This is a genomic window from Streptomyces sp. CBMA29 (genome assembly GCF_014596445.1).
Lineage (GTDB): Bacteria > Actinomycetota > Actinomycetes > Streptomycetales > Streptomycetaceae > Actinacidiphila.
In genome coordinates this window covers 95,743-114,011 of record NZ_MECL01000034.1, presented here as the reverse complement: position 1 = coordinate 114,011, position 18,269 = coordinate 95,743, and the positions used below count along the sequence as shown (strand labels likewise).

Sequence of the window (18,269 nt, the reverse complement as noted above, 5' to 3'; positions counted from 1 at the left end):
GGATGCCGGTCAGCAGGCCGCTCATCACCTGCCCGACGACCTTGCCGCGGCTCTCGTCCGGCGCGAGGTCGGCGGCGAAGGGCACGAGGATCTGGGCGACGACCAGCGTCGTGCCGACGATCAGCAGGGGGGGGGGGGGGGGGGGGAGGGGGGGGGGGGGGGGGGGGGGGGGGCGGGGGGGGGGGGGGGGGGGGGGGGGGGGGGGGGGGGGTGGGGGGGGGGGCACGGGCCGCCCACGACGCCCCGGCGACCGGGCTGGCGCTGTTCGTCCTGGTCCTGACCCTGGGGACGGCCGTGTTCTGCGGCCTCGTACAGCGCACGATCGGCGACGGCCTGGCCGCGGGTGCGGACTGGACCACCGGCGCGGACGCGAGCGCGATCGTGGCCGGGACGGGGACCGCCGGGCCGGGGACCGGTGCCGGCGACGGGATACGGACCGCCGTCCAGCGTCTGCACACCCTCGACCTGGTGGGACAGACCGACGGCGCGCTGATCACGCAGGTCGCCGTGATCACCGTGGATCCGCGGCAACTGGCCGCCGTCGCACCGAAGTCGCCGCTGGCCGCCGCCCTGCTGTCCGGGCTGGCCACCGCGCCGGGGACCCGAATCGACGCGAGCGTCCCGCTGCCGTCCTTCCTCTCGCCCGACCTGCGGGCGCGCGAGCGCACCGGCGGCTTCACCTCCAGCGTCTCGGCCCTCGGGCAGCGCCCGGTGAACCTGGTTCTCTCGCCGGTCGGCACCCTCACCGGCGCGGATCTGCACGACCCTGTCCTCGGACCGGTCACGGCGCGGATCCCCGCCGGGACGCCGATGCTGATCACCACGGCGGGCGCCGAGCACCTGATGCCCGAGCAGTCCTCGGGGAGCACCGTCATGCTGCTCAAGGGCGGCGCTCCCGGCGGGCCCGCCCCCGCCACGCCCGCCGCACTGCGGTCGGCGGCGGCCCGGACGCTCGGGCCGCTGGCCCGGATCCGCGTCCGCTCCGAAACGCTGAGCGCCCTGCGCGCGGACGGGCTGACGCGGGGACTCGACGCGACCTACACCGTCACCTCGGTCCTGGCCGCGCTGTCCGGCCTGCTCACGCTCGCGCTGGAGCTGACCCTCACCGCGCACGAACGCGGTCGCACCGCCTCGTTCCTGCGCACACTCGGACTCGGCGGCAAGGAGGCCGGGGCGCTGCACTTCCTGCAACTGCTGCCGCTGGCGGTCGCCTCCGCGGTGGGCGGCACGCTGCTCGGGCTGCTCGAACCGCGGCTCATGGCACCGACGTTGGACCTGCGGCAGTTCACCGGCGGCCCGGCCCAACCGGCCCTGCGCACCGACTACTCGCTGACGCTCGCCCTCGTCGTCGGCGTGACCGCGCTGATCCTGGTCGCCGCTGCCGCCGAGACCGCACTGGCCCGTCGGCGGCGGCTGGGGGCCGTACTGCGGCTCAGTTGACCGGCAGCGGCTCAGCGTCCGGCCCTCGGGCGAAGGGCCTACAGGGCGCTCGCGGCGGACCCCGAGCTACCGGTGCCCTCCGGATCTTCCGCGCCCGCGGCGCTCTCCGCCTCGGACTTCGCCCGCCGCGCGGCCTCGTCCGGCCATACGCCGATGTGGTCGGTCTCCAGTGCCAGCCGCACCCGTTTGCGCATGTGCAGGCGCTCGGTGAACTGGCCGGGCAGTTGCAGCCGACCGCTGGCGTCCAGCACCGCGAACTCCTCGGCGGTGAGCACCTCGACGCCGTCCTCGCCGGTGGTGACCCGGCGCAGCACCTCGGTCGAGGTGCGGCCGTTGCGGATCCGTACGGTGCGCTGGACCTGCTCGGACACCAGCGCGTCGTGGGTCACCACGATCACGGTGACGCCCAGGTCCTCGTTGGCCCGGCGCAGTGCCGCGAACACCTCGTCGCTGGTGGCGGTGTCGAGTTCGCCGGTGGGTTCGTCGGCGAACAGCACCTGCGGCTCGTTGGCGTTGGCCACGGCGACGGCGACCCGCTGCTGTTCGCCGCCGGAGAGCGTGTCGGGCGTACGGTCCCGGCAGTGTCCGACGGACAGCAGGTCGAGCAGTTCCTCGGCGCGGGCCCGGCGTCGGGAGCGCTTGGTCCCGGTGTACGTCATCGGCAGCATCACGTTCTCGGCCGCCGAGAGGTAGGGCAGCAGATTGCGTGAGGTCTGCTGCCAGACGAAGCCCACGGTGCTCCGCCGGTAGGTGAGCCGCTCGCGGCGCCTCATCGTCAGCAGGTCGTGTCCGGCGACGGTGGCGGCGCCCGCGGTGGGCACGTCCTGGCCGGAGAGTATGCCCAGCAGGGTGGACTTGCCGGAGCCGGACGCCCCGACCACCGCGATCATCTCGCCCTGGGCCACGGCGAGATCGAGGCCCTGGAGCGCCTGCACCTCGACGCCCTCGGTCTGGTAGATCCGCACCAGGTTCTCGCAGACGACCAGACCTTCCTCCCGCCGTGGCGCCGCGACGGCCCGCCGCCGCAGCTCGTCCAGGTCCGGTGCCCCGGTGGGCTGTTGGTGAACTGCCACGCGGTCCCCCGAGAGGTGAAGTCTGCGAATCCCACTGTCGGACAGCCGCCAGGGTAATGCGCGAGCCCGCCCGGGGGGTTGCCATCCGCCGGACCGGGCCTCGGTCGGGTGTCAGCGGCGGGTCTCGAACCTGTCGGCCTTGCGTCGCCCATTAGGTAAGGCTAACCTCGCCATCACCTACAAGACGTGTAGGTGACGAGTCGTGGAGTGGATGGATGCCGACGTGTTCGCGAACTATCTGATCGGGCTGCGCGAGGGGCTGGAGGCCGGGCTGGTGGTCAGCATCCTCGTGGCCTACCTGGTGAAGGTCGGACGCCGGGACCGGCTGCCCGTCGTGGGGGCGGGAGTGGCGTTCGCCGTCGCGGTCAGCATCGCGTTCGGCGCGCTGCTCACGTACACCTCGACCACGCTGCTCTCGGACTTCAGGAGCCAGGAGATCTTCGGCGGCGTCATGTCGACCATCGCCGTGGTCTTCGTGACGGGCATGGTCTTCTGGATGCGGAGCACCGCCCGCGGGATGCGGGCCGAGCTGGACGGCAAGCTCTCCTCGGCGCTCCAACTGGGCGCCTTCGCGGTCGGGTTGACGGCTTTCCTCGCGGTCGCCCGCGAAGGTCTCGAAACCGCGCTCTTCTTCTGGTCCGCGGTGCAGGCGGCGGGCAGCACCACCGCCCCGGTCACCGGGTTCGCCCTGGGCATCGCCACGGCGGTCGCGCTCGCCTGGCTGCTCTACCGCCGCTCGGTGAAGCTGAATCTGGCGAAGTTCTTCACCTGGACCGGCGTGGGTCTGATCGTGATCGCGGCCGGGGTGCTCGGCTACGCGGTGCACGACCTCCAGGAGGGCGGCGTCATTCCTGGCCTCAACTCCCTCGCCTTCGACGTCAGCGAGCAGATCTCCCTCGGATCCTGGTACGGCGCGCTGCTCAAGGGCGTCTTCAACTTCACCCCGCAGACCACGGTCGTCCAGGCCGTCGCCTGGGTCTGCTATCTGGTGCCCGTCATGACCGTGTTCTTCACCGGCGGGAAGCTGCTGCCGCGGCGCCGTACGCGAACGGCCGCCGCCGATGCGCCGGTTCGCTCGGCGCTGTGACCCGCGACATCCGACTCCCCTTCTCACGAGGCCAGTTGAGCCTCCGCATCCCCAACAGCCGCTGTCCCGCTGCCACCTTGCCCCCTTGCCCCCTTGCCCCCTGCCCGAGGAGAGATGTCCGTGATGCCGTCCGTCGCCCGTAGAACGCTGAGCCTCGTGCCGCTCGCCGTCGTCGCCCTGGTGGCCACCGGCTGCTCGTCCAACGACAAGGCGGCGTCGGCCGGTTCGTCGTCCGGCGGGAAGAACGGTGGCAAGAACGGCGCGGTCACGATCAAGGCCGGGGACAAGAGCTGCGAGGTGGCCACCGGCAGTCTGCCCGCGGGCCGCCACACCTTCTCCGTCGCCAACACCGCCTCGCAGGTGACCGAGGTGTACGTCTACGCGCCGGGCGACCGCATCATGGGCGAGGTCGAGAACATCGGCCCGTCCACCAAGCGCGATCTGATCATCGACCTTCCAGCGGGTGAATACGAGGTCGCGTGCAAGCCGGGCATGGTCGGCGACGGCATCCGCAGCACGCTGAAGGTCACCGGTTCCCGCGCGACGCCCGCGACCGTCGACCAGCGGCTCCGGACGGCCGTGGCGTCGTACCGCGCCTATGTGGAGTCCGAGACCGCGGCGCTGGTGGACACCACCGCGGCCTTCACCGCGGCCGTCACCGCGGGTGACCTGGCGAAGGCGCAGGCGGCCTATCCGACCGCGCGGCTGCACTACGAACGTATCGAGCCCATCGCCGAGTCCTTCGGCGATCTGGATCCGCTGATCGACATGCGCGCCGATGACATCACCGAGGGCACACCGTTCACCGGCTTCCACGCCCTGGAGCAGATGCTCTTTCAGAAGAAGGCCCTGGGCGCCGACGCCAGCGCCCTCGCCGACGGTCTCGACGTCAACACCGCCAAGCTGGCCGGTCTCGTCAAGACCGTCCGGATCACCCCGCTGACGATGGGCAACGGCGCCAAGTCGCTGCTGGACGAGGTCGCCAAGTCCAAGGTCACCGGCGAGGAGGAGCGCTACTCGCGGATCGATCTGCTGGACTTCGCCGGCAACGTCGACGGCGCCAAGTACGTGTACTCCGCGCTGCGGCCCGCCCTCCAGGAGCGCGACCCGGCGCTGGTGACCGCCTTGGACCAGCGCTTCCCCGCACTGGTCGGCCTGCTCGACACACACCGCGCCCAGCGGGGGGACAGGGGATACGTGCCCGGCAGCCCGTACGTGTCCTACGACGCGCTCAGCCGGGACGAGGTCAAGGCGCTGGCCGTCGAGGTCGACACCATCTCCGAGCCGCTGGGCAGGATCAGCTCGGTGGTGACGAGCAAGTGAGTACGTCCCGGGACCGGTCGCGTGCCGGGCAGTCCTCGGCGGAACCGGCCGTGGAGTCGGACTCCCCCGGCCGCCGCCCCAGCAGACGGCGCGTCATGAGCCTGCTCGGCGCCGGTGCGGCGGCGGGCGTCGCCGCGGGCGCGGGCGGAGCGGCGGCCCTGTCGTCCGGCACCGCCGACGCCCCCTCGGCCGCCGCCGACCTCACCGTCCCCTTCTTCGGCGACCACCAGGCGGGCATCGCGACACCCGCGCAGGACCGGCTGCACTTCGCGGCCTTCGACCTGTCCCCCGCCGCGACCCGTACCGAACTCGTCACCCTGCTCACGGCGTGGACCAACGCGGCGGCCCGGATGACCGTCGGCGCGGACGTCGGCACCGGCGCCGTCACCGGGCAGCCCTCCGCGCCGCCGGACGACACCGGGGAGGCACTCGGACTGGCCGCCGCGCGGCTCACCCTCACGGTGGGATTCGGCGCGAGCCTGTTCACCGGGCCCGACGGCACGGACCGCTTCGGCCTCGCCGCCCGGCGCCCCGCCCTCCTCGCCGACCTGCCCGCCTTCCGCGGCGACGCGCTGGACCCCGCCCGCAGCGGCGGCGACCTGTGCGTCCAGGCGTGCGCGGACGATCCGCAGGTCGCCGTGCACGCGATCCGCAATCTCGCCCGGCTGGCCCGCGGCGTCGCCTCGGTGCGCTACTCCCAGCTCGGCTTCGGCCGTACGAGTTCCACCTCGACCGGGCAGGCGACGCCCCGCAATCTCATGGGCTTCAAGGACGGCACGGCGAACGTCAAGGCCGAGGACACCGCCGCCATGGACCGCCACGTCTGGGCCGGGGACGGCGACGGTCCGGCGTGGATGACCGGCGGAAGCTATCTGGTCAGCCGGCGGATCCGGATGCTCATCGAGCCCTGGGACTCCACCCCGCTGACCGAGCAGGAACGGGTGATCGGGCGGGTGAAGGGATCGGGGGCGCCCCTGGGCGGCCACCGCGAATTCGAGGCGCTCGACCTGCGCGCCGAAGACCCTTCGGGCCGGCCGTTGACCGACGACAAGGCCCACGTACGACTCGCCCACTCCTCCCACAACGGCGGCGCCGTACTGCTGCGCCGCGGCTACTCCTTCGTCGACGGCACCGACGAACTGGGCCGCCTCGACGCGGGCCTGTTCTTCCTCGCCTACCAACGCGACCCGCGGGCCCAGTTCGTACGGATCCAGACGTCGCTGGCGGGCAAGAACAACGACCTGCTCAACGAGTACATCCAGCACGTCGGGAGCGGGCTCTTCGCCTGTCCGCCCGGCGTGCGGCCCGGCGACCACTGGGGCCGCGCCCTGTTCGCGTGAGCAGCGACTGCGGCTGCCTGTCCGTGCGGAGAGCGGTTACGCCTCCGCCAGTTCCATCAGCCCGTGGATGTGACCGACGGCGACACAGGTCGCCGTCCAGCACAGCACGATCCCGGCGGTGACGAGCGCGTACGCCAGCCGGTGCCGGACCGGCGGGCGCAGCAGGAAGCCGACCCTGTCAGCGACGCCGGTCCGCGCACCGCCCAGACTTCCCGCGGGCGGCGCCGGGCCGGGAGCGGCGGACGCCAGCGCCGCAGCGGCCAGGGCGTGGGCGACGGTCCTGCGGTCGCCGACCTCCACCGCCGCGTTCTCGTCGGCCCACCGCTCGACCGCCAGATCGACGGCGCGGGAGACCGGCCGCACCAGCGGATTGGCGGCTGCCGCCAGCCGCGCCAGCTGAACGTAGCGGTGATGGCGGTGCCGCAGATGAGAGGTCTCGTGCGCCAGCAGGGCGCGGCGCTGGACCGCCGACAGACTTCTCAGCATGCCGGTGGACACCACGATGCGGCGATGACGGCCGGGAATCGTATAAGCGATCACGGCATCGTTCTCCATGACGCTCAGCCCGCCGCCGGACCGCGGCAGCGACGCGGCCACCGCCGACGCCCTGCGGGCGTCCCGTACGGTCCGCGCCAGATGAACGGCCGCCGACGCGAGCAGCACTGCCGCGAGGACGCCTCCCACGGCGCCCGCCTCGGCGGGCACGGGGACGACGGCGCGCAGCTCCCCCGGCGACCAGTGAGAAAGACCCGACAGGCCCGGCGTCTCGGCCAGCGCTATCACCGCCGCCAGACAGAGCAGCAGTCCCGTGCTCAGGGCGACCGTCAGGGCGAACGCGGTCAACAGCACCGTCGCCGCGGCAGGCGCCAGGCGGACGGCGGCATGCCGGGAGAGCCGGCTGCTCAACGCGCCGAGCGCCACAGGCGTGGCGGCGAGCGCGACGACGCATTCGCGCGTCACCTGTCCTCGCGTTCCGAAGCCACCGGCCCCGACGCTCCCGACGGCCCCGACGGCCCTGTCGCCTCCGCCTCTTCGAGCAGCGCCCGCAGCAAGCGCTCCGTCTCCTCGTCCATCTCCCCGACGAAACGGGCCAGGACACTGGTACGGTCGGCGCCCGCTTCCAGCAGCAGGTGCATCCGGTGGGCGGTGACACCCGCCTCGGCGTCGGCGGCTCCCTCACCGGAGAGCCGGTAGGCGAAGGCCCGCCCCTGGGGGGAACGCTCCAGCGCCTGCTTCGCGTACAGCCGGGTCATGGCGGTCAGCACCGTGTTGTAGGCCAGGTCACCGCCCAGTTCCGCCTGTACCTGCGAGGCGGTCATCGGCACGCCGGACGCCGCCAGACACGCGATCACCTCACGTTCCAGACCACCGGGCGAACGACTCCGCCTCGCGTTCAACGCACCCTCCGCCGTCTGCGGCTGCCACGCACCGGACCGGGGCAGCGGCCTGCGACCAGTGTGTCAGACCGTCTTCTTCCCGCCGTACGGCCATGTCGATCGCCAGGGTCTCCAGGTCGAAGCGGCCGCCAGGTCGAAGCGGTCGCCAGGTCGTGGCCGCCCCTCCGCCTGCGGACCCGCCCTAGACGGCGCCCGCGAAGCGGGCGGTCAGCCAGACGGGGTCGACGATGGCTGAGCCGACCACGACGGCGTGCGCGCCCGCGGCCAGGGCCGCGCGTACGTCGTCCGGTGTGGAGTAGCCGCGCTCGGCGACGACCGGCACTCCGGCGGCGGCGACGAGGGCGGCCACGAGTCCCAGGTCGGGCAGGGGCCCGGAGTCCGCCTTGGCGGGGTAGCCCATCGTGGACGAACTCACGATCGCGGCGCCCGCCGCCACGGCGGTGCGCGCGTCGTCGATCCCCGGCACGCCCGCCTTGACCGGCTTGCCGAGCCCGACGAAGGACGCGACGAGTTCGGCCAGGTCCTGGCCGTCGTGCCGGCGCGCCGCCGCGTCCGCTTCCAGTTCCACGACGTCGGCCCCGGCGTCCACCAGGGCGGCGGCGTGGTCGAGCGTCGGCGTGATGCGGACGACCCCGCCGTGCGAGCCGTCGATGCTCACGGCGAGCACGGGGAGGCCGGGAACGGCGCGCTTCACCGCGCGTACGGCGTCCGGGCCGTCCATTTTCACGGCGACGGCGCCACCGGCCTGCGCGGCGGCGGCGAGCCGGACGACGTCGTCGATGTTCTGCCAGGGCGACTGGGGCGACGGGGTGAGCGAGACGATCAGGCCGCGAGGAAGGATGTTCACGCCGCGAACTCCTCTCCGGCGACCAGGACGCGCTCGACGGCGACGTTCTCATCGGTGACGATCAGGTCGGCCGGGCCGCCGAGGGTCAGCTCCCCCGCGCCGGTGAGCCCGTAGAAGCGGGCGGGCGCGCGGCTGGCCAGGTTCACCGCCCGGTCCACGGGCCAGTCGTGCTCGACCAGCTTGCGTACCTGCTGGAGCAGCGTCACCGTACTGCCGGCGAGGGTGCCGTCGGGCAGGCGCGGCACCCCGTCGGTGACCTCGACGGTGAAACCGCCCACGGTGAAGACACCGTCGCCCGCCCCCGCGGGCGACGCGGCGTCGGTGACGAGCATGATGCGGTGCTCGGCGGCCTTGAGCGCGAACAGCGAGGTCTCCCGCGCCAGATGGATGTCGTCGGCGATGAGCTGGATGGCGACCTCCTCCCGGTTGAGCGTGGCGCCCGCGATGCCGGGGGCGCGGTGGCTGAACGCGATCATCCCGTTGAACAGGTGCGTGACCGCGCGGGCTCCCGCGTCGAAACCGGCGTACGCGGTCGCCGCGTCGGCGCCCGAGTGCCCGGCCTGCACGATGACCCCTCGGCCCGCGGCCCAGGCGATCAGCTCCGGCGCGCCCGGCAGTTCGGGGGCGACGGTGATCGTACGCAGCGGCCCGGCGTCGAGGAACCGCCGCACGATGCCGATGTCGGGGTCGCGGAGGTACTCGGGCCGGTGCACACCGCGGTGGTGCGGCGACAGGAACGGGCCCTCGGCGTGCACGCCGACGACCTTCGCGCCGGGAGGCGAGGACGTCTGGAGCTTGTCCAGCACGCCGAGCTGCCGGACCACGTTCTCCTCGGAGTCGGTGATGACGGTGGGCTGTACGTGGAACACGCCGTCGCGGGTGAGGGCGGCGAACGCCCGCTCGAACTCCTCGGCCGTGGCCGCGTTGAAGTCGACCCCGCCGTAACCGTTGACCTGGAGGTCGACCAGGCCGGGCAGGACGTACCCCGTGCCGGTCGACGGCAGGCCGGTGCGTACCAGCCGTCCGCCGTCGACCTCGACGTCGCCCTTCACCCAGGCGCCGGCGACGACGGCGCCGCGTGCGGAAATTCTCATGGATACAACCTCGCTATATGGGGAGCGGGACCGCGGCCGGTCGGCTCCGCGGCGGACTGATGGCGGTGCGCGCGGCCGGCCTGGCCCTGGAGGGCGGCGCGGAAGCGGTAACGGTCACCGCGGTAGACGCTGCGGCACCACTGCACGACCCGGCGGTTCTCGTCGAACGTGGTCTGGACGATCCCCAGGACGGGGTCGCCCGGAGCCAGGCCGAGGTTCTCGGCGATGTCGGCGGTTGCCCCGCGCGCCTCGATGACGCAGTCGGCTCTGACCGCGTGCAGGCCGTACTGCTCGGAGAGCGTGGAGTACAGGGAAGCGGTGGTGAAATCGTGGTCGCCCAGGCCAGGCGCCAGTTGCTCCGGGATGAGCGAGAAGTCGATCAGGGTCGGGATGCCGTCGAGATAACGCAGCCGGACCAGGTCGACGACGGGTGCGCCCGGGGCGACGCCCAGCAGGTCCGCCTCGTCGAGCGAGCTGGCGCGGGTGAGACACTTCAGCACTTTCGAGCTGGAGGTCAGGCCGTTCGCGGACGCGAGGTCGGAGAAGCTCACCAGCCCGGTGGCGCCCTCCTCGATCGACTCCGCCTCGTCCCTGTCCGCGGGACGGGCCGGGGTCGGCGCGGGCGGCTGCCCGCGCACCCACCGGGCGCCCATCACGACGGTGACCAGGCCGGCCGCCTCCAGATCCTTCAGTGCCTGACGGACCGTGACCCGGCTGACGTCGAACTGCTCAGCGAGAACCCGCTCGGAAGGCAGTCTCGAACCGGGCTCGATCACACCCGACTCGATGCGTTCCCTGAGGTGCTGCGCCACCTTGCGGTGCAGTGCTGGCGAAGTAGACATGACCCCGATTGTGTCTCGTGGAGTTGGTGGGAATGAACGTATTCAGCAGCCCGTGTCGCACGGTGCGAAAGCGGCCGTACCGCCCTCGTACGGCCGCCCGGCCGGGCTATTCGCCGTCCTCGAGTTTGGTTCCGGTGTCGAGGAAGAGGAACTCGTCGGGATCGATCCCCCGCGCCCGCGCCGAGCGCAGCGCCACCTGTTGCAGCAGCGCCGCCACGAACACCGGTATCTCCAGGGGGTTGTGCGCCCCGACCGGCACGACCAGGGTCCGCTCGCCGTGGACGACGGGGGCGCCCGTACGCAGCTCGACGATCTGACGGCCGAGCGAGCCCAGCGCGCGGAGGATCTGCCCGTCGTCGGGACCGTCGAGAACGATGTGCAGCGTCGAGGGGTGGGTGGACTCCATCAGCCCGTGCAGGTACTGCCGCGTCTCGAACGACGCCGCGGGCACCCGCGTCACCTCGCGCAGCAGCAGCGCGCCGCTCTCGGCGACCCCGTACTGGTGCGCGGGCGCCACCAGGTCGATGACCGACGCGGACGACAACCGGTCCGCGATCTCCTCGGCCTGCGCTGAGGTCGCGTCGAGGAACCCGGCGAGCCGCTCCCCCAGGCTGAGCCACGTCGGCGACGGTTCGCCGTCGGTCCAGGTCTCGGCGAGCATCGCCACGGCCATCGCCGAGGCGGTGAACCCGATCGTCGAGGCGAGGCTGTCGGGCAGGTCGCCGAGGGTCAGCACCGAGTCGGCGGCGGAAGCCATCGGCGAATCGGTGACGTTGACGACCGCGAGCTTGCGGCCCGTGGCCGCGCGCATCACGTCGACCGTCTCGCGGCTGCGGCCCGACTGGGACAGCGCGACGAGCGTGGTGGTCTCGTCGAACGGCCCCGCCTGCGCCGCGTTGAGCCGGACGCTGGGGATGCCGCGCGCCGACAGGTGGGCGACCGGTGCGGCGAGCGCCGCGAGGCTCGCGCCGATGCCGATGAACGTGGCCTGGTCGGGGCGGCCGACCGCGCGCGCGGCGGCGAGCGCCCGCTCGCGCAGCACCGGTGCGACCTCGGTGAGCCGGCCGGTCTGGCTCAGCACGCCCTCGTCGAAGGGGATGAACCCCTGGCGCAGAAACGCGTTGACACTCATCGGCCGCTGGCCGCCCTTCCTCGTCGTGCCAGGGAATCGATCACCACGGCGGCCACGAGTACGGCGCCGGTGATCACGTACTTGACGGCGGAGGTCTGGTTCAGCAGATCCATGCCGTTGGACACCGCTCCGATGACGAGCATGCCGAGCAGCGCGGAGTACGCGGTGCCGCGTCCGCCGAACAGGCTGGTGCCGCCGATGACCGCGGCGGCGATCGCGTTGAGCAGGATGTCGCTGCCGCCGCTGGCCTGGTTGACCGCGAACAGGCGTGAGGCCGCGAGTACACCGCCGAAGGCGGCGAGCGACGAGGCGATCGTGAAGGCGATGACCTTGACGGTGCCGACCTGGATGCCCGCGCGCCGGGCCGCCTCGGCGTTGCCGCCGACGGCGAACAGCTTGCGGCCGAAGGTCGTGCCGCGCAGCAGCAGGTCGACGAGGACCACGAGTCCGACGAAGATGATCAGCGACAGGGGTATGCCGTGCCACCGCGCGAAGACGGTCGTCGCCGCGACGATCAGGACCGTGATCACTCCGGCGCGCACCAGGCCCCCGGTGAGCGGCCGTACGGTCAGGCCGCGTTCGCGTCGCCGTCCGGCGGTGAGGACCGTCCCGCCGAAGGCCGCCGCCGCGTAGACGAAGGCGATCACGTATCCGATCCACGCCGGGAGCGTGGTGTTGGCGAGCGAGGCGATGGCGCCGTCGTAGGGGATGTTGATCGTGCCCTGGTTGCCCAGGACGAGGAGTTGGCCGCCCTGCCAGGCGAGCAGGCCGCCCAGGGTCAGCACGAACGACGGAACGCCGAGCTTGGTGAAGATGAAGCCGTGGAACAGGCCGATCGCGGCGCCGAACACGACGGCCAGGACGATCGCGAGGACCGGCGGCCAACCCTGGTTGATGCTCAGCACCACCATGGAGGCGGAGGTGATGCCGCTCACCGATCCGGCGGACAGGTCGATCTCGCCGATGATCAGGACGAAGACGATGCCGAGCGCGATGACGCCGGTCGAGGCGATCTGAAGGCTCAGGTTGGAGAGGTTCTGCGGCGAGAGGAACCGCTGGTTGGCGATCTGGAAGACCAGCGAGATGACGACGAGGCCGAGGATGACGGGCAGCGCGCCGAAGTCGCCGGTACGCAGGCGCTGGACGCGCTCGCGCACCCAGCTCTCCCGCGCCGGCGGTCCTGGCGGCGGCACGCTCTGCCCGGCGCGGGCGGTTGCGGTGTCAGTGGTCACGGTCATCCTTCCTGAGCCCGGTCGCGGCGCAGCGTCCGGCGCTTTTGGGCACTGCTGTCGGCGACGCCGGTGATGGCGGCGACGACCTGTTCTTCTGTGGTCCCCTCGACGGGGAACTCGGTGACGCTGCGCCCGAGCCGCAGGCAGACGATGCGGTCCGCCACGTCGAAGACGTCGGCCAGGTTGTGGCTCACCATGAGGACGGCGTGCCCTTCGCTCCGCAGCCGCTCGATGAGTTCGAGCACTTCGGCGGTCTGCTCGACGCCGAGCGCGGCGGTGGGCTCGTCCAGGATGACCAGCCGCGGGTCGCCGAGCAGGGACCGCGCGATGGCCACCGACTGGCGCTGCCCGCCGGAGAGCGACGAGACGGGCGCGCGCAGGTCCTTGATCTTGACGGAGAGCCGCTTGAGCAGCCCGACGGCGACCTCTTCCATGTCGAGGGCGCTCAGGAAGCCGCCGTGGTGCTTCTCGCGCCCGAGGAAGAGGTTGGCGACGATGTCGAGGTTGTCGCACAGCGCGAGGTCCTGGTACACCGTCGCGATGCCGAGGCGGGTCGAGTCCGTGGGCTTGCGCGGGGACACCGGCTCGCCGTTCACCGCCATGGTGCCGCCGTCGCGGGGGTGCGTACCGGCGATCGTCTTGATCAGGGTGGACTTGCCCGCGCCGTTGTCGCCGACGAGCGCGACGACCTCTCCCGCGGCGACGGTCATGCTGACGTCGCTGAGCGCCTGAACGGCGCCGAAGCTCTTGCTGATGTGCTCGAGTTCCAGCACGGGCGGCGGACGTTCTCCCGCCCGGTCGGCCGCCCGGTCAACGGTCGTTGTCATCGGCGGTCTCCTTTCATGCCGAGTCGGTCCGCCGCGGTGGCGACCGCGATCGGTTGGGCGAGGTGCCACGCGCCGGCGCCGACGAGACCGGCGTCGTCGCCGCACACGGCGGCGCGTACGTCGACGTCCCAGGAGACGTGCGAGCCGGCGGTGTCACGGATACGGCGGTCGAGCTCGTCGAGGAGCGGGGCGCCGGCCGCGCGGGCGAGGCCGCCGCCGACGACCAGTACGTCGGGTGAGACGACGTGGCACAGGAGGAGCGCGGCGGAGGCCGCCGCGTCGGCGATGTCGGTGAGCGCGGCGGCGGCCAGGGCGCGGGGGTGGGGGTGGGGGTGGGGGTGGGGGTGGGGGTGGGGCGCGGTCGGTGCGGTGCCGGTGTCGCCGGGGGCGCCGTCGCCTGACGCGAGGTCGGTCAAGGCGCGGTAGTCGACGTCCCTGCCCAGTTCACGCCCGGCCTCGCGTACGCGCTGTCCCGAGCCGAGGTCCTCGATCATGGGGCGCCCGGCGCCGAGCAGGTGCAGGAATCCGATCTGGAACCCCGACACGCGTCCCGACAGCACGCGGCCGTCGCTCACCACCGCCGCGCCGATCCCGGTCGAGAGGGTCAGATAGGCCGTCGTCCCGGCGGTGGATCCGGCGCCGAAGTACGCCTCGCCGATCGCGGCCAGTTCGGCGTCACCGGCCAGCTCGACGGCCAGTCCGGTGACCTCGGACAGGTGCGCGGCCGACAGACGGCCGAGGTCGGTGGACGGCAGATTGCGCGCCACGTGGAGTCGGCCCTCGACGTGGTCCACCCGCCCCGGCAGTCCGACGACCGCCGAGACGGCGTCCGTACCGGCCGCGATCCGCGTCATGAGATCGGCGACCTGCTCGTGCGCGGCGTCGTGCCGGACGGGCTCCTTGAGCCTGGCGGTCACGGTTCCGCTCCGGTCGACGAGCGCCGCGCGGGCGGTGGTGCCGCCCAGGTCGACCGCGACGACCCGGGCGGCATCGCCGGTGGAGAAGCCGGTGGAGAAGGGGGTCACTTGATGAGTCCCGCCTCGACGCACGCCTTCTTGTAGTTGGCCGTGCAGATCTGATCGACGGTCAGATAGCCGCTGTCGAGCAGGATTTCCTTCATGTTCTCCATCGTCACGGCGATGGATTCGAGCAGGTAGGCGGGCACCTTGCCCGCGCCGTCGTCGATGGTGCCGTTGAGCAGTTCGCCGGAGGGCTTCTGCCCGGTGGCGAGGGCGGCGGCGGCCTTGGCGCCGATCCGCGCCTCGGTCTCGACCGGCAGGTACGTGCTCTCGTACAGGTCTCCCGCGACCATGTTCTGGATGGCGTCGAGCTGCGTGTCGAGGCCCGTGACGGGCGGCATCGGCTTGACGCCCGCGCTCTTCAGCGCGGCGACGACACCGGTGGCCATGCCGTCGTTGCCCGCGTAGACGCCGGCGATCTTGGACGCGCCGAGCTTGGTGATGGCCTGCTGCATCTGGTTCTGCGCGTTGGCCGCCGACCAGCCCTTGGTGTCGTACTCGGCGGCGACGGTGAAGCCGGACGTGTCGATGACGCTGTGCGCGCCGTCCTTCTCCGGCTTGGCGCCCGAGTCGACGGGGTCGCCGTTCATCATGACGACGTTGCCTGAGGTCTTGCCGTCCTTCTTCAGCTTGTCGAGCAGTGACCGCATGCCGACGGCGCCCTGCTGGACGTTGTCGAACTTCACCCCGTAGTCCACGGCCGCGTTGTAGATGACGCGGTCGTAGCTCATGACCTTCGCGCCCTGCCTGCGGGCGCTGGCGACCACGGCCCCGGCGGCCTTGGAGTCGACGGGGTCGATCACCAGCACGCCGGCCCCTTCGGTCAGCGCCGACTCGGCCTGGCTGAGCTGCTTGCTCGCGTCCCCGGCCGCGTTGTAGTAGCGGAGCTGACACTGGGGGCAGCTCTCCGCGAGCTGCTTCTCGAAGGTCGGCTTGTCCCGCGCCTCGTACCGGGCGGTCGCGTTCTCCGGGAGCAGCAGCGCCACGATCGGCTTGTCCTTGGCCTTGCCGGAGCCGGAGCCGCCGGTCGAGCCGGAGGTTGCGTCGGATGTGTCCGACGAGCACGAGGCCAGCATGAGGGCTCCGACTACAGCCACCCCCGCAACGGCCATGCGTCGGCGGTGTGAATGAGAAGTAACGTTCATGAGAGTTTCGTCCACCTCTGAGCCATGTGTAGCGGGGTGAGTTGCCTCACGCTAGATCTGGCACCAACCAGTGGTCAACCCTCTGGTATTACAGCTCGATAACCTAAGCAAACCACTGGTATTACTCTACGGTGACCAGCGCATTTCCCCCCACCCCACCCGCACACCCCGCGCCGCCCACCCCCCTCCACCCCACCTCCCCCGCGAACCTCCCCCCTCCCCCGCCCTCCCTCTGGTACGAACCACCGGTCGTATCCATTCCCACCCCACCGATCCCGCAGCACCACCGGCACACACCGCCCTGACTGAACTAGTGCCTTCTCGCGAAACGTTGGCCGCGTACCGCGTCGTTTGACTCCGTAGCCTCGCGGAATGACGCGCAAGGGGAGATATCGGTCGCGGACCCGGCTACGGCTTACCACTGCGAGGTCGGCGAGCGGTCATGGCCGGTGACGAGCCGGGACGGCGTGCTGCGAACCGGCCGAGGAGTCAGGAGCCGTACGCGGGGCCGGTTGTGGCGGGAGGGGTCGACGGAGGGATGAGTTGGGCTTCGGCTCGGTCAAGGCGTCTGGTGGTGCGGCGATGGGCGGCCCACGCGGCGGCGAGGAGGACTGCGATCATCAGGCAGAAGACGCCGAAGCCGGTGACACCCGCGGTCAGGTAGATGGTGCCGAGGACGAGATAGAACCCGTCGAGCCAGGGCAGCCACCGAAGGCCGCTGCGCGCTGCCTTGCGTTGGCGTCGCAGAAGGACGGTCATGGCGTGTCGTGCGGCCGGGTCCGCAGGAACGTGTCCCTTGCGCAGGCGGCGGGCGATCACCGGGATCTGCCGGGGCCGGATTCCGGTCTCCTGGGCGAGCTGTCGCCGGAACGTCCGTTTCTGCCACAAGCCCACCACGGCGGCGCCCGAGCCGCCCGCGAAACCGGCGAAGTTGAAGCCCAGCCAGAACCACAGCGCGGCGTACATCGCTGCGAGGAATGCCACTGCCGTCACGGCACGCACCCACAGGCGGTCGTACCAACGGCGTTCACCGTCCCAGTCCACATCCCCGCCTTGGCGGTACTCGCTGCTCATCCGCGCCCCCAACTGCCGTCGCCACGACGACAGTCGTCTACCCCCGACGATCGGTCGAACGCGTCGTTACGGAGCCTGCGCCCGGCATCGGCGCGCGGTGCCGGTGCGGCCCCCGCGGAAAGATCTTGACCCGTACAGTTCACTAGCCGTACGGTCCCCATCCCGGTATGCCGCTCGGCCCCCGGGGTCATCGGGCATCCCTGGGGGGAAACACCTGTGCACTGGTACTTCGACGTGCTCAAGAAATACGTGGTCTTCGGGGGACGGGCGCGCCGTCAGGAGTTCTGGGTCTACACGCTCATCGACGTCGCGATCACCATCGCCCTGGTCGTGGTCGGGCACAGGACGGGTTCCACGGTGCCGTCCTCGGTCTACGCCCTCATCACGACGGTGCCCACGATCGCCGTGACGGTGCGGCGGCTGCACGACACGGACCACTCCGCCTGGTTCCTGCTCTGGCTGCTGGTCCCCCTCGTCGGCGGGATCGTCCTCCTCGTCCACCTGTGCGCCGACACCACCCAGGGCCGTAACCAGTTCGGGCTCAGCCCCAAACTGGTCCCCGCGCACCTGTAGGGAACCGAACCCGTCGTCGGGGGCAACTCGTCCTGCGTGCGGCGTCGGCGCCGGCCAGCAGGTCGGTGAAGTACGGGTCTGCCGGGCCCGCAAGGGGGGTGCCCGGCCTCGTTCAAGGGATACTCATGACCCGTTCTCGTCTCACCGCTGCCGCCACCGTCGCCGTGGCCGCCGCCACCGCGGTCGTCCTGGTGCCGGTCCATGCCGAAGCCGCCGCCGGATCGGTGCACCTGGCCAAGATCTACTACAACAGCCCCGGTGCCGACCGCGGTTCCAACGCGTCCCTGAACGCGGAGTACGTCCAGATAGCCAACTCCACGTCGAAGGGCGTGAGTCTGACGGGCTGGACCCTCACCGACGCCTCAAACCACCGCTACACCTTCGGCGCCTACGCCCTCGGCGCGCACAAGACGGTCACCGTCCACACCGGCAAGGGCACCAACACCGCCGCCAACCGCTACCAGGGCAAGTCCTGGTACATCTGGAACAACGACAAGGACACCGCGACGCTGAAGAAGGCGTCGGGAGCCAAGGTCGACGTCTGCTCCTACAACAACGCCCGCGTCGCGCCTTCAAGACCTGCTGACCGGGACCCGTGGCGCTCCGTCCCGCCACCGACGGAGCGCCGGGGTTCACGTGACGGAATCCGCCTTCGCGGCTCAGGGCCGAAAGAGGCCCCGCGGGGCTCCCCGCCAAGTCCCGTACACCCTGAGCGGCAGGAACGAGCCGGTCCACCGGCTCTGTCGTATGTCCGAGCGGGACCGTACTGTGGGCGCCAGATCGTTTGACGCGCGGGGGACGCCGTCACGCCCGGCAGGAGAGAC

At 71.7% G+C, this 18,269-nt stretch carries 18 protein-coding genes and 1 pseudogene; 6 read left to right on the top strand and 13 right to left on the bottom strand.

All coding sequences use genetic code 11. The features are described 5' to 3' along the window. A pseudogene (locus BGM09_RS37435) lies at positions 1-130 on the bottom strand (MFS transporter); the annotation flags it as partial. A gap of 80 nt (positions 131-210) precedes the next feature. Here BGM09_RS37435 and BGM09_RS05400 point away from each other — a divergent pair. Beyond that, complete coding sequence (locus BGM09_RS05400; protein ID WP_223186339.1) at positions 211-1,440, top strand: hypothetical protein; 1,230 nt, start codon at positions 211-213, stop codon at positions 1,438-1,440. A 38-nt stretch (positions 1,441-1,478) separates the two neighbouring features. Here BGM09_RS05400 and BGM09_RS05395 read toward each other — a convergent pair whose 3' ends face one another. Next, positions 1,479-2,513, bottom strand: a complete 1,035-nt coding sequence (locus tag BGM09_RS05395) for an ABC transporter ATP-binding protein (protein ID WP_411158261.1) — start codon at positions 2,511-2,513, stop codon at positions 1,479-1,481. Between the two features lie 211 nt (positions 2,514-2,724). Here BGM09_RS05395 and efeU point away from each other — a divergent pair, with 211 nt between their 5' ends. The 3 genes from efeU to efeB all read left to right on the top strand — a co-directional run bounded on the left by efeU (position 2,725) and on the right by efeB (position 6,263). After that, positions 2,725-3,600, top strand: a complete 876-nt coding sequence (gene efeU / locus BGM09_RS05390; RefSeq protein ID WP_223186358.1) for an iron uptake transporter permease EfeU — start codon at positions 2,725-2,727, stop codon at positions 3,598-3,600. Positions 3,601-3,714: 114 nt separating this feature from the next. Continuing rightward, a complete protein-coding gene (gene efeO / locus BGM09_RS05385; RefSeq protein ID WP_223186338.1) occupies positions 3,715-4,923 on the top strand; it encodes an iron uptake system protein EfeO in 1,209 nt (402 codons plus the stop codon). Continuing rightward, entirely contained in the window at positions 4,920-6,263 is a 1,344-nt protein-coding gene (efeB, locus tag BGM09_RS05380) for an iron uptake transporter deferrochelatase/peroxidase subunit (protein ID WP_411158260.1), read from the top strand. Before efeO ends, efeB begins: the two co-directional genes overlap by 4 nt. 36 nt (positions 6,264-6,299) lie before the next feature. On the opposite strand, the gene BGM09_RS38765 is transcribed toward efeB, so the two are convergent. The 11 genes from BGM09_RS38765 to BGM09_RS05325 form a co-directional block, all read right to left on the bottom strand. Further along, positions 6,300-7,223 carry a M56 family metallopeptidase gene (locus BGM09_RS38765; RefSeq protein WP_188280236.1) on the bottom strand — a complete coding sequence of 308 codons (924 nt, stop codon included), beginning with the start codon at positions 7,221-7,223 and terminating at the stop codon, positions 6,300-6,302. Then, positions 7,220-7,660, bottom strand: coding sequence for a BlaI/MecI/CopY family transcriptional regulator (locus BGM09_RS05370; RefSeq protein ID WP_188280235.1), 441 nt, complete (start codon positions 7,658-7,660; stop codon positions 7,220-7,222). The genes BGM09_RS38765 and BGM09_RS05370 overlap by 4 nt, the downstream gene beginning before the upstream one ends. 181 nt (positions 7,661-7,841) lie before the next feature. Beyond that, positions 7,842-8,507, bottom strand: coding sequence for an N-acetylmannosamine-6-phosphate 2-epimerase (locus BGM09_RS05365; RefSeq protein WP_188280234.1), 666 nt, complete (start codon positions 8,505-8,507; stop codon positions 7,842-7,844). Beyond that, a complete protein-coding gene (nagA, locus tag BGM09_RS05360; RefSeq protein ID WP_188280233.1) occupies positions 8,504-9,601 on the bottom strand; it encodes an N-acetylglucosamine-6-phosphate deacetylase in 1,098 nt (365 codons plus the stop codon). The genes BGM09_RS05365 and nagA overlap by 4 nt, the downstream gene beginning before the upstream one ends. Then, positions 9,598-10,443, bottom strand: coding sequence for a GntR family transcriptional regulator (locus BGM09_RS05355; protein WP_188280232.1), 846 nt, complete (start codon positions 10,441-10,443; stop codon positions 9,598-9,600). Before BGM09_RS05355 ends, nagA begins: the two co-directional genes overlap by 4 nt. A 106-nt stretch (positions 10,444-10,549) precedes the next feature. Further along, positions 10,550-11,575, bottom strand: coding sequence for an SIS domain-containing protein (locus BGM09_RS05350; protein ID WP_188280231.1), 1,026 nt, complete (start codon positions 11,573-11,575; stop codon positions 10,550-10,552). Next, entirely contained in the window at positions 11,572-12,813 is a 1,242-nt protein-coding gene (locus BGM09_RS05345) for an ABC transporter permease subunit (RefSeq protein WP_188280230.1), read from the bottom strand. The genes BGM09_RS05350 and BGM09_RS05345 overlap by 4 nt, the downstream gene beginning before the upstream one ends. Then, positions 12,810-13,634: an ATP-binding cassette domain-containing protein gene (locus tag BGM09_RS05340; RefSeq protein WP_188280229.1), complete on the bottom strand. Its 825-nt coding sequence runs from the start codon at positions 13,632-13,634 to the stop codon at positions 12,810-12,812. The genes BGM09_RS05345 and BGM09_RS05340 overlap by 4 nt, the downstream gene beginning before the upstream one ends. Further along, positions 13,631-14,659 carry an ROK family protein gene (locus BGM09_RS05335; protein ID WP_188280228.1) on the bottom strand — a complete coding sequence of 343 codons (1,029 nt, stop codon included), beginning with the start codon at positions 14,657-14,659 and terminating at the stop codon, positions 13,631-13,633. The genes BGM09_RS05340 and BGM09_RS05335 overlap by 4 nt, the downstream gene beginning before the upstream one ends. After that, the gene (locus BGM09_RS05330; protein ID WP_223186337.1) at positions 14,656-15,729 is read right to left on the bottom strand and encodes a substrate-binding domain-containing protein; all 1,074 of its coding nucleotides are present in this window, start codon (positions 15,727-15,729) and stop codon (positions 14,656-14,658) included. Before BGM09_RS05330 ends, BGM09_RS05335 begins: the two co-directional genes overlap by 4 nt. A gap of 558 nt (positions 15,730-16,287) precedes the next feature. Beyond that, positions 16,288-16,782, bottom strand: coding sequence for a hypothetical protein (locus tag BGM09_RS05325; protein WP_188280226.1), 495 nt, complete (start codon positions 16,780-16,782; stop codon positions 16,288-16,290). Positions 16,783-17,088: 306 nt separating this feature from the next. Here BGM09_RS05325 and BGM09_RS05320 point away from each other — a divergent pair, with 306 nt between their 5' ends. Together BGM09_RS05320 and BGM09_RS05315 are read left to right on the top strand one after the other, a co-directional pair. Then, a complete protein-coding gene (locus BGM09_RS05320; protein ID WP_188280225.1) occupies positions 17,089-17,445 on the top strand; it encodes a DUF805 domain-containing protein in 357 nt (118 codons plus the stop codon). Between the two features lie 125 nt (positions 17,446-17,570). Then, the gene (locus BGM09_RS05315) at positions 17,571-18,233 is read left to right on the top strand and encodes a lamin tail domain-containing protein (RefSeq protein ID WP_188280224.1); all 663 of its coding nucleotides are present in this window, start codon (positions 17,571-17,573) and stop codon (positions 18,231-18,233) included. Positions 18,234-18,269 lie beyond the last annotated feature (36 nt).

What these genes read in the sequence shown, in the direction of transcription:
- efeU (WP_223186358.1), top strand. Translation starts at nt 2,725, where the DNA reads ATGGATGCCGACGTGTTCGCGAACTATCTGATCGGGCTGCGCGAGGGG.
- efeO (WP_223186338.1), top strand. Translation starts at nt 3,715, where the DNA reads ATGTCCGTGATGCCGTCCGTCGCCCGTAGAACGCTGAGCCTCGTGCCG.
- nagA (WP_188280233.1), bottom strand. Translation starts at nt 9,601, where the DNA reads ATGAGAATTTCCGCACGCGGCGCCGTCGTCGCCGGCGCCTGGGTGAAG.
- BGM09_RS05355 (WP_188280232.1), bottom strand. Translation starts at nt 10,443, where the DNA reads ATGTCTACTTCGCCAGCACTGCACCGCAAGGTGGCGCAGCACCTCAGG.
- BGM09_RS05350 (WP_188280231.1), bottom strand. Translation starts at nt 11,575, where the DNA reads ATGAGTGTCAACGCGTTTCTGCGCCAGGGGTTCATCCCCTTCGACGAG.
- BGM09_RS05345 (WP_188280230.1), bottom strand. Translation starts at nt 12,813, where the DNA reads ATGACCGTGACCACTGACACCGCAACCGCCCGCGCCGGGCAGAGCGTG.
- BGM09_RS05340 (WP_188280229.1), bottom strand. Translation starts at nt 13,634, where the DNA reads ATGACAACGACCGTTGACCGGGCGGCCGACCGGGCGGGAGAACGTCCG.
- BGM09_RS05330 (WP_223186337.1), bottom strand. Translation starts at nt 15,729, where the DNA reads ATGCTGGCCTCGTGCTCGTCGGACACATCCGACGCAACCTCCGGCTCG.
- BGM09_RS05315 (WP_188280224.1), top strand. Translation starts at nt 17,571, where the DNA reads ATGACCCGTTCTCGTCTCACCGCTGCCGCCACCGTCGCCGTGGCCGCC.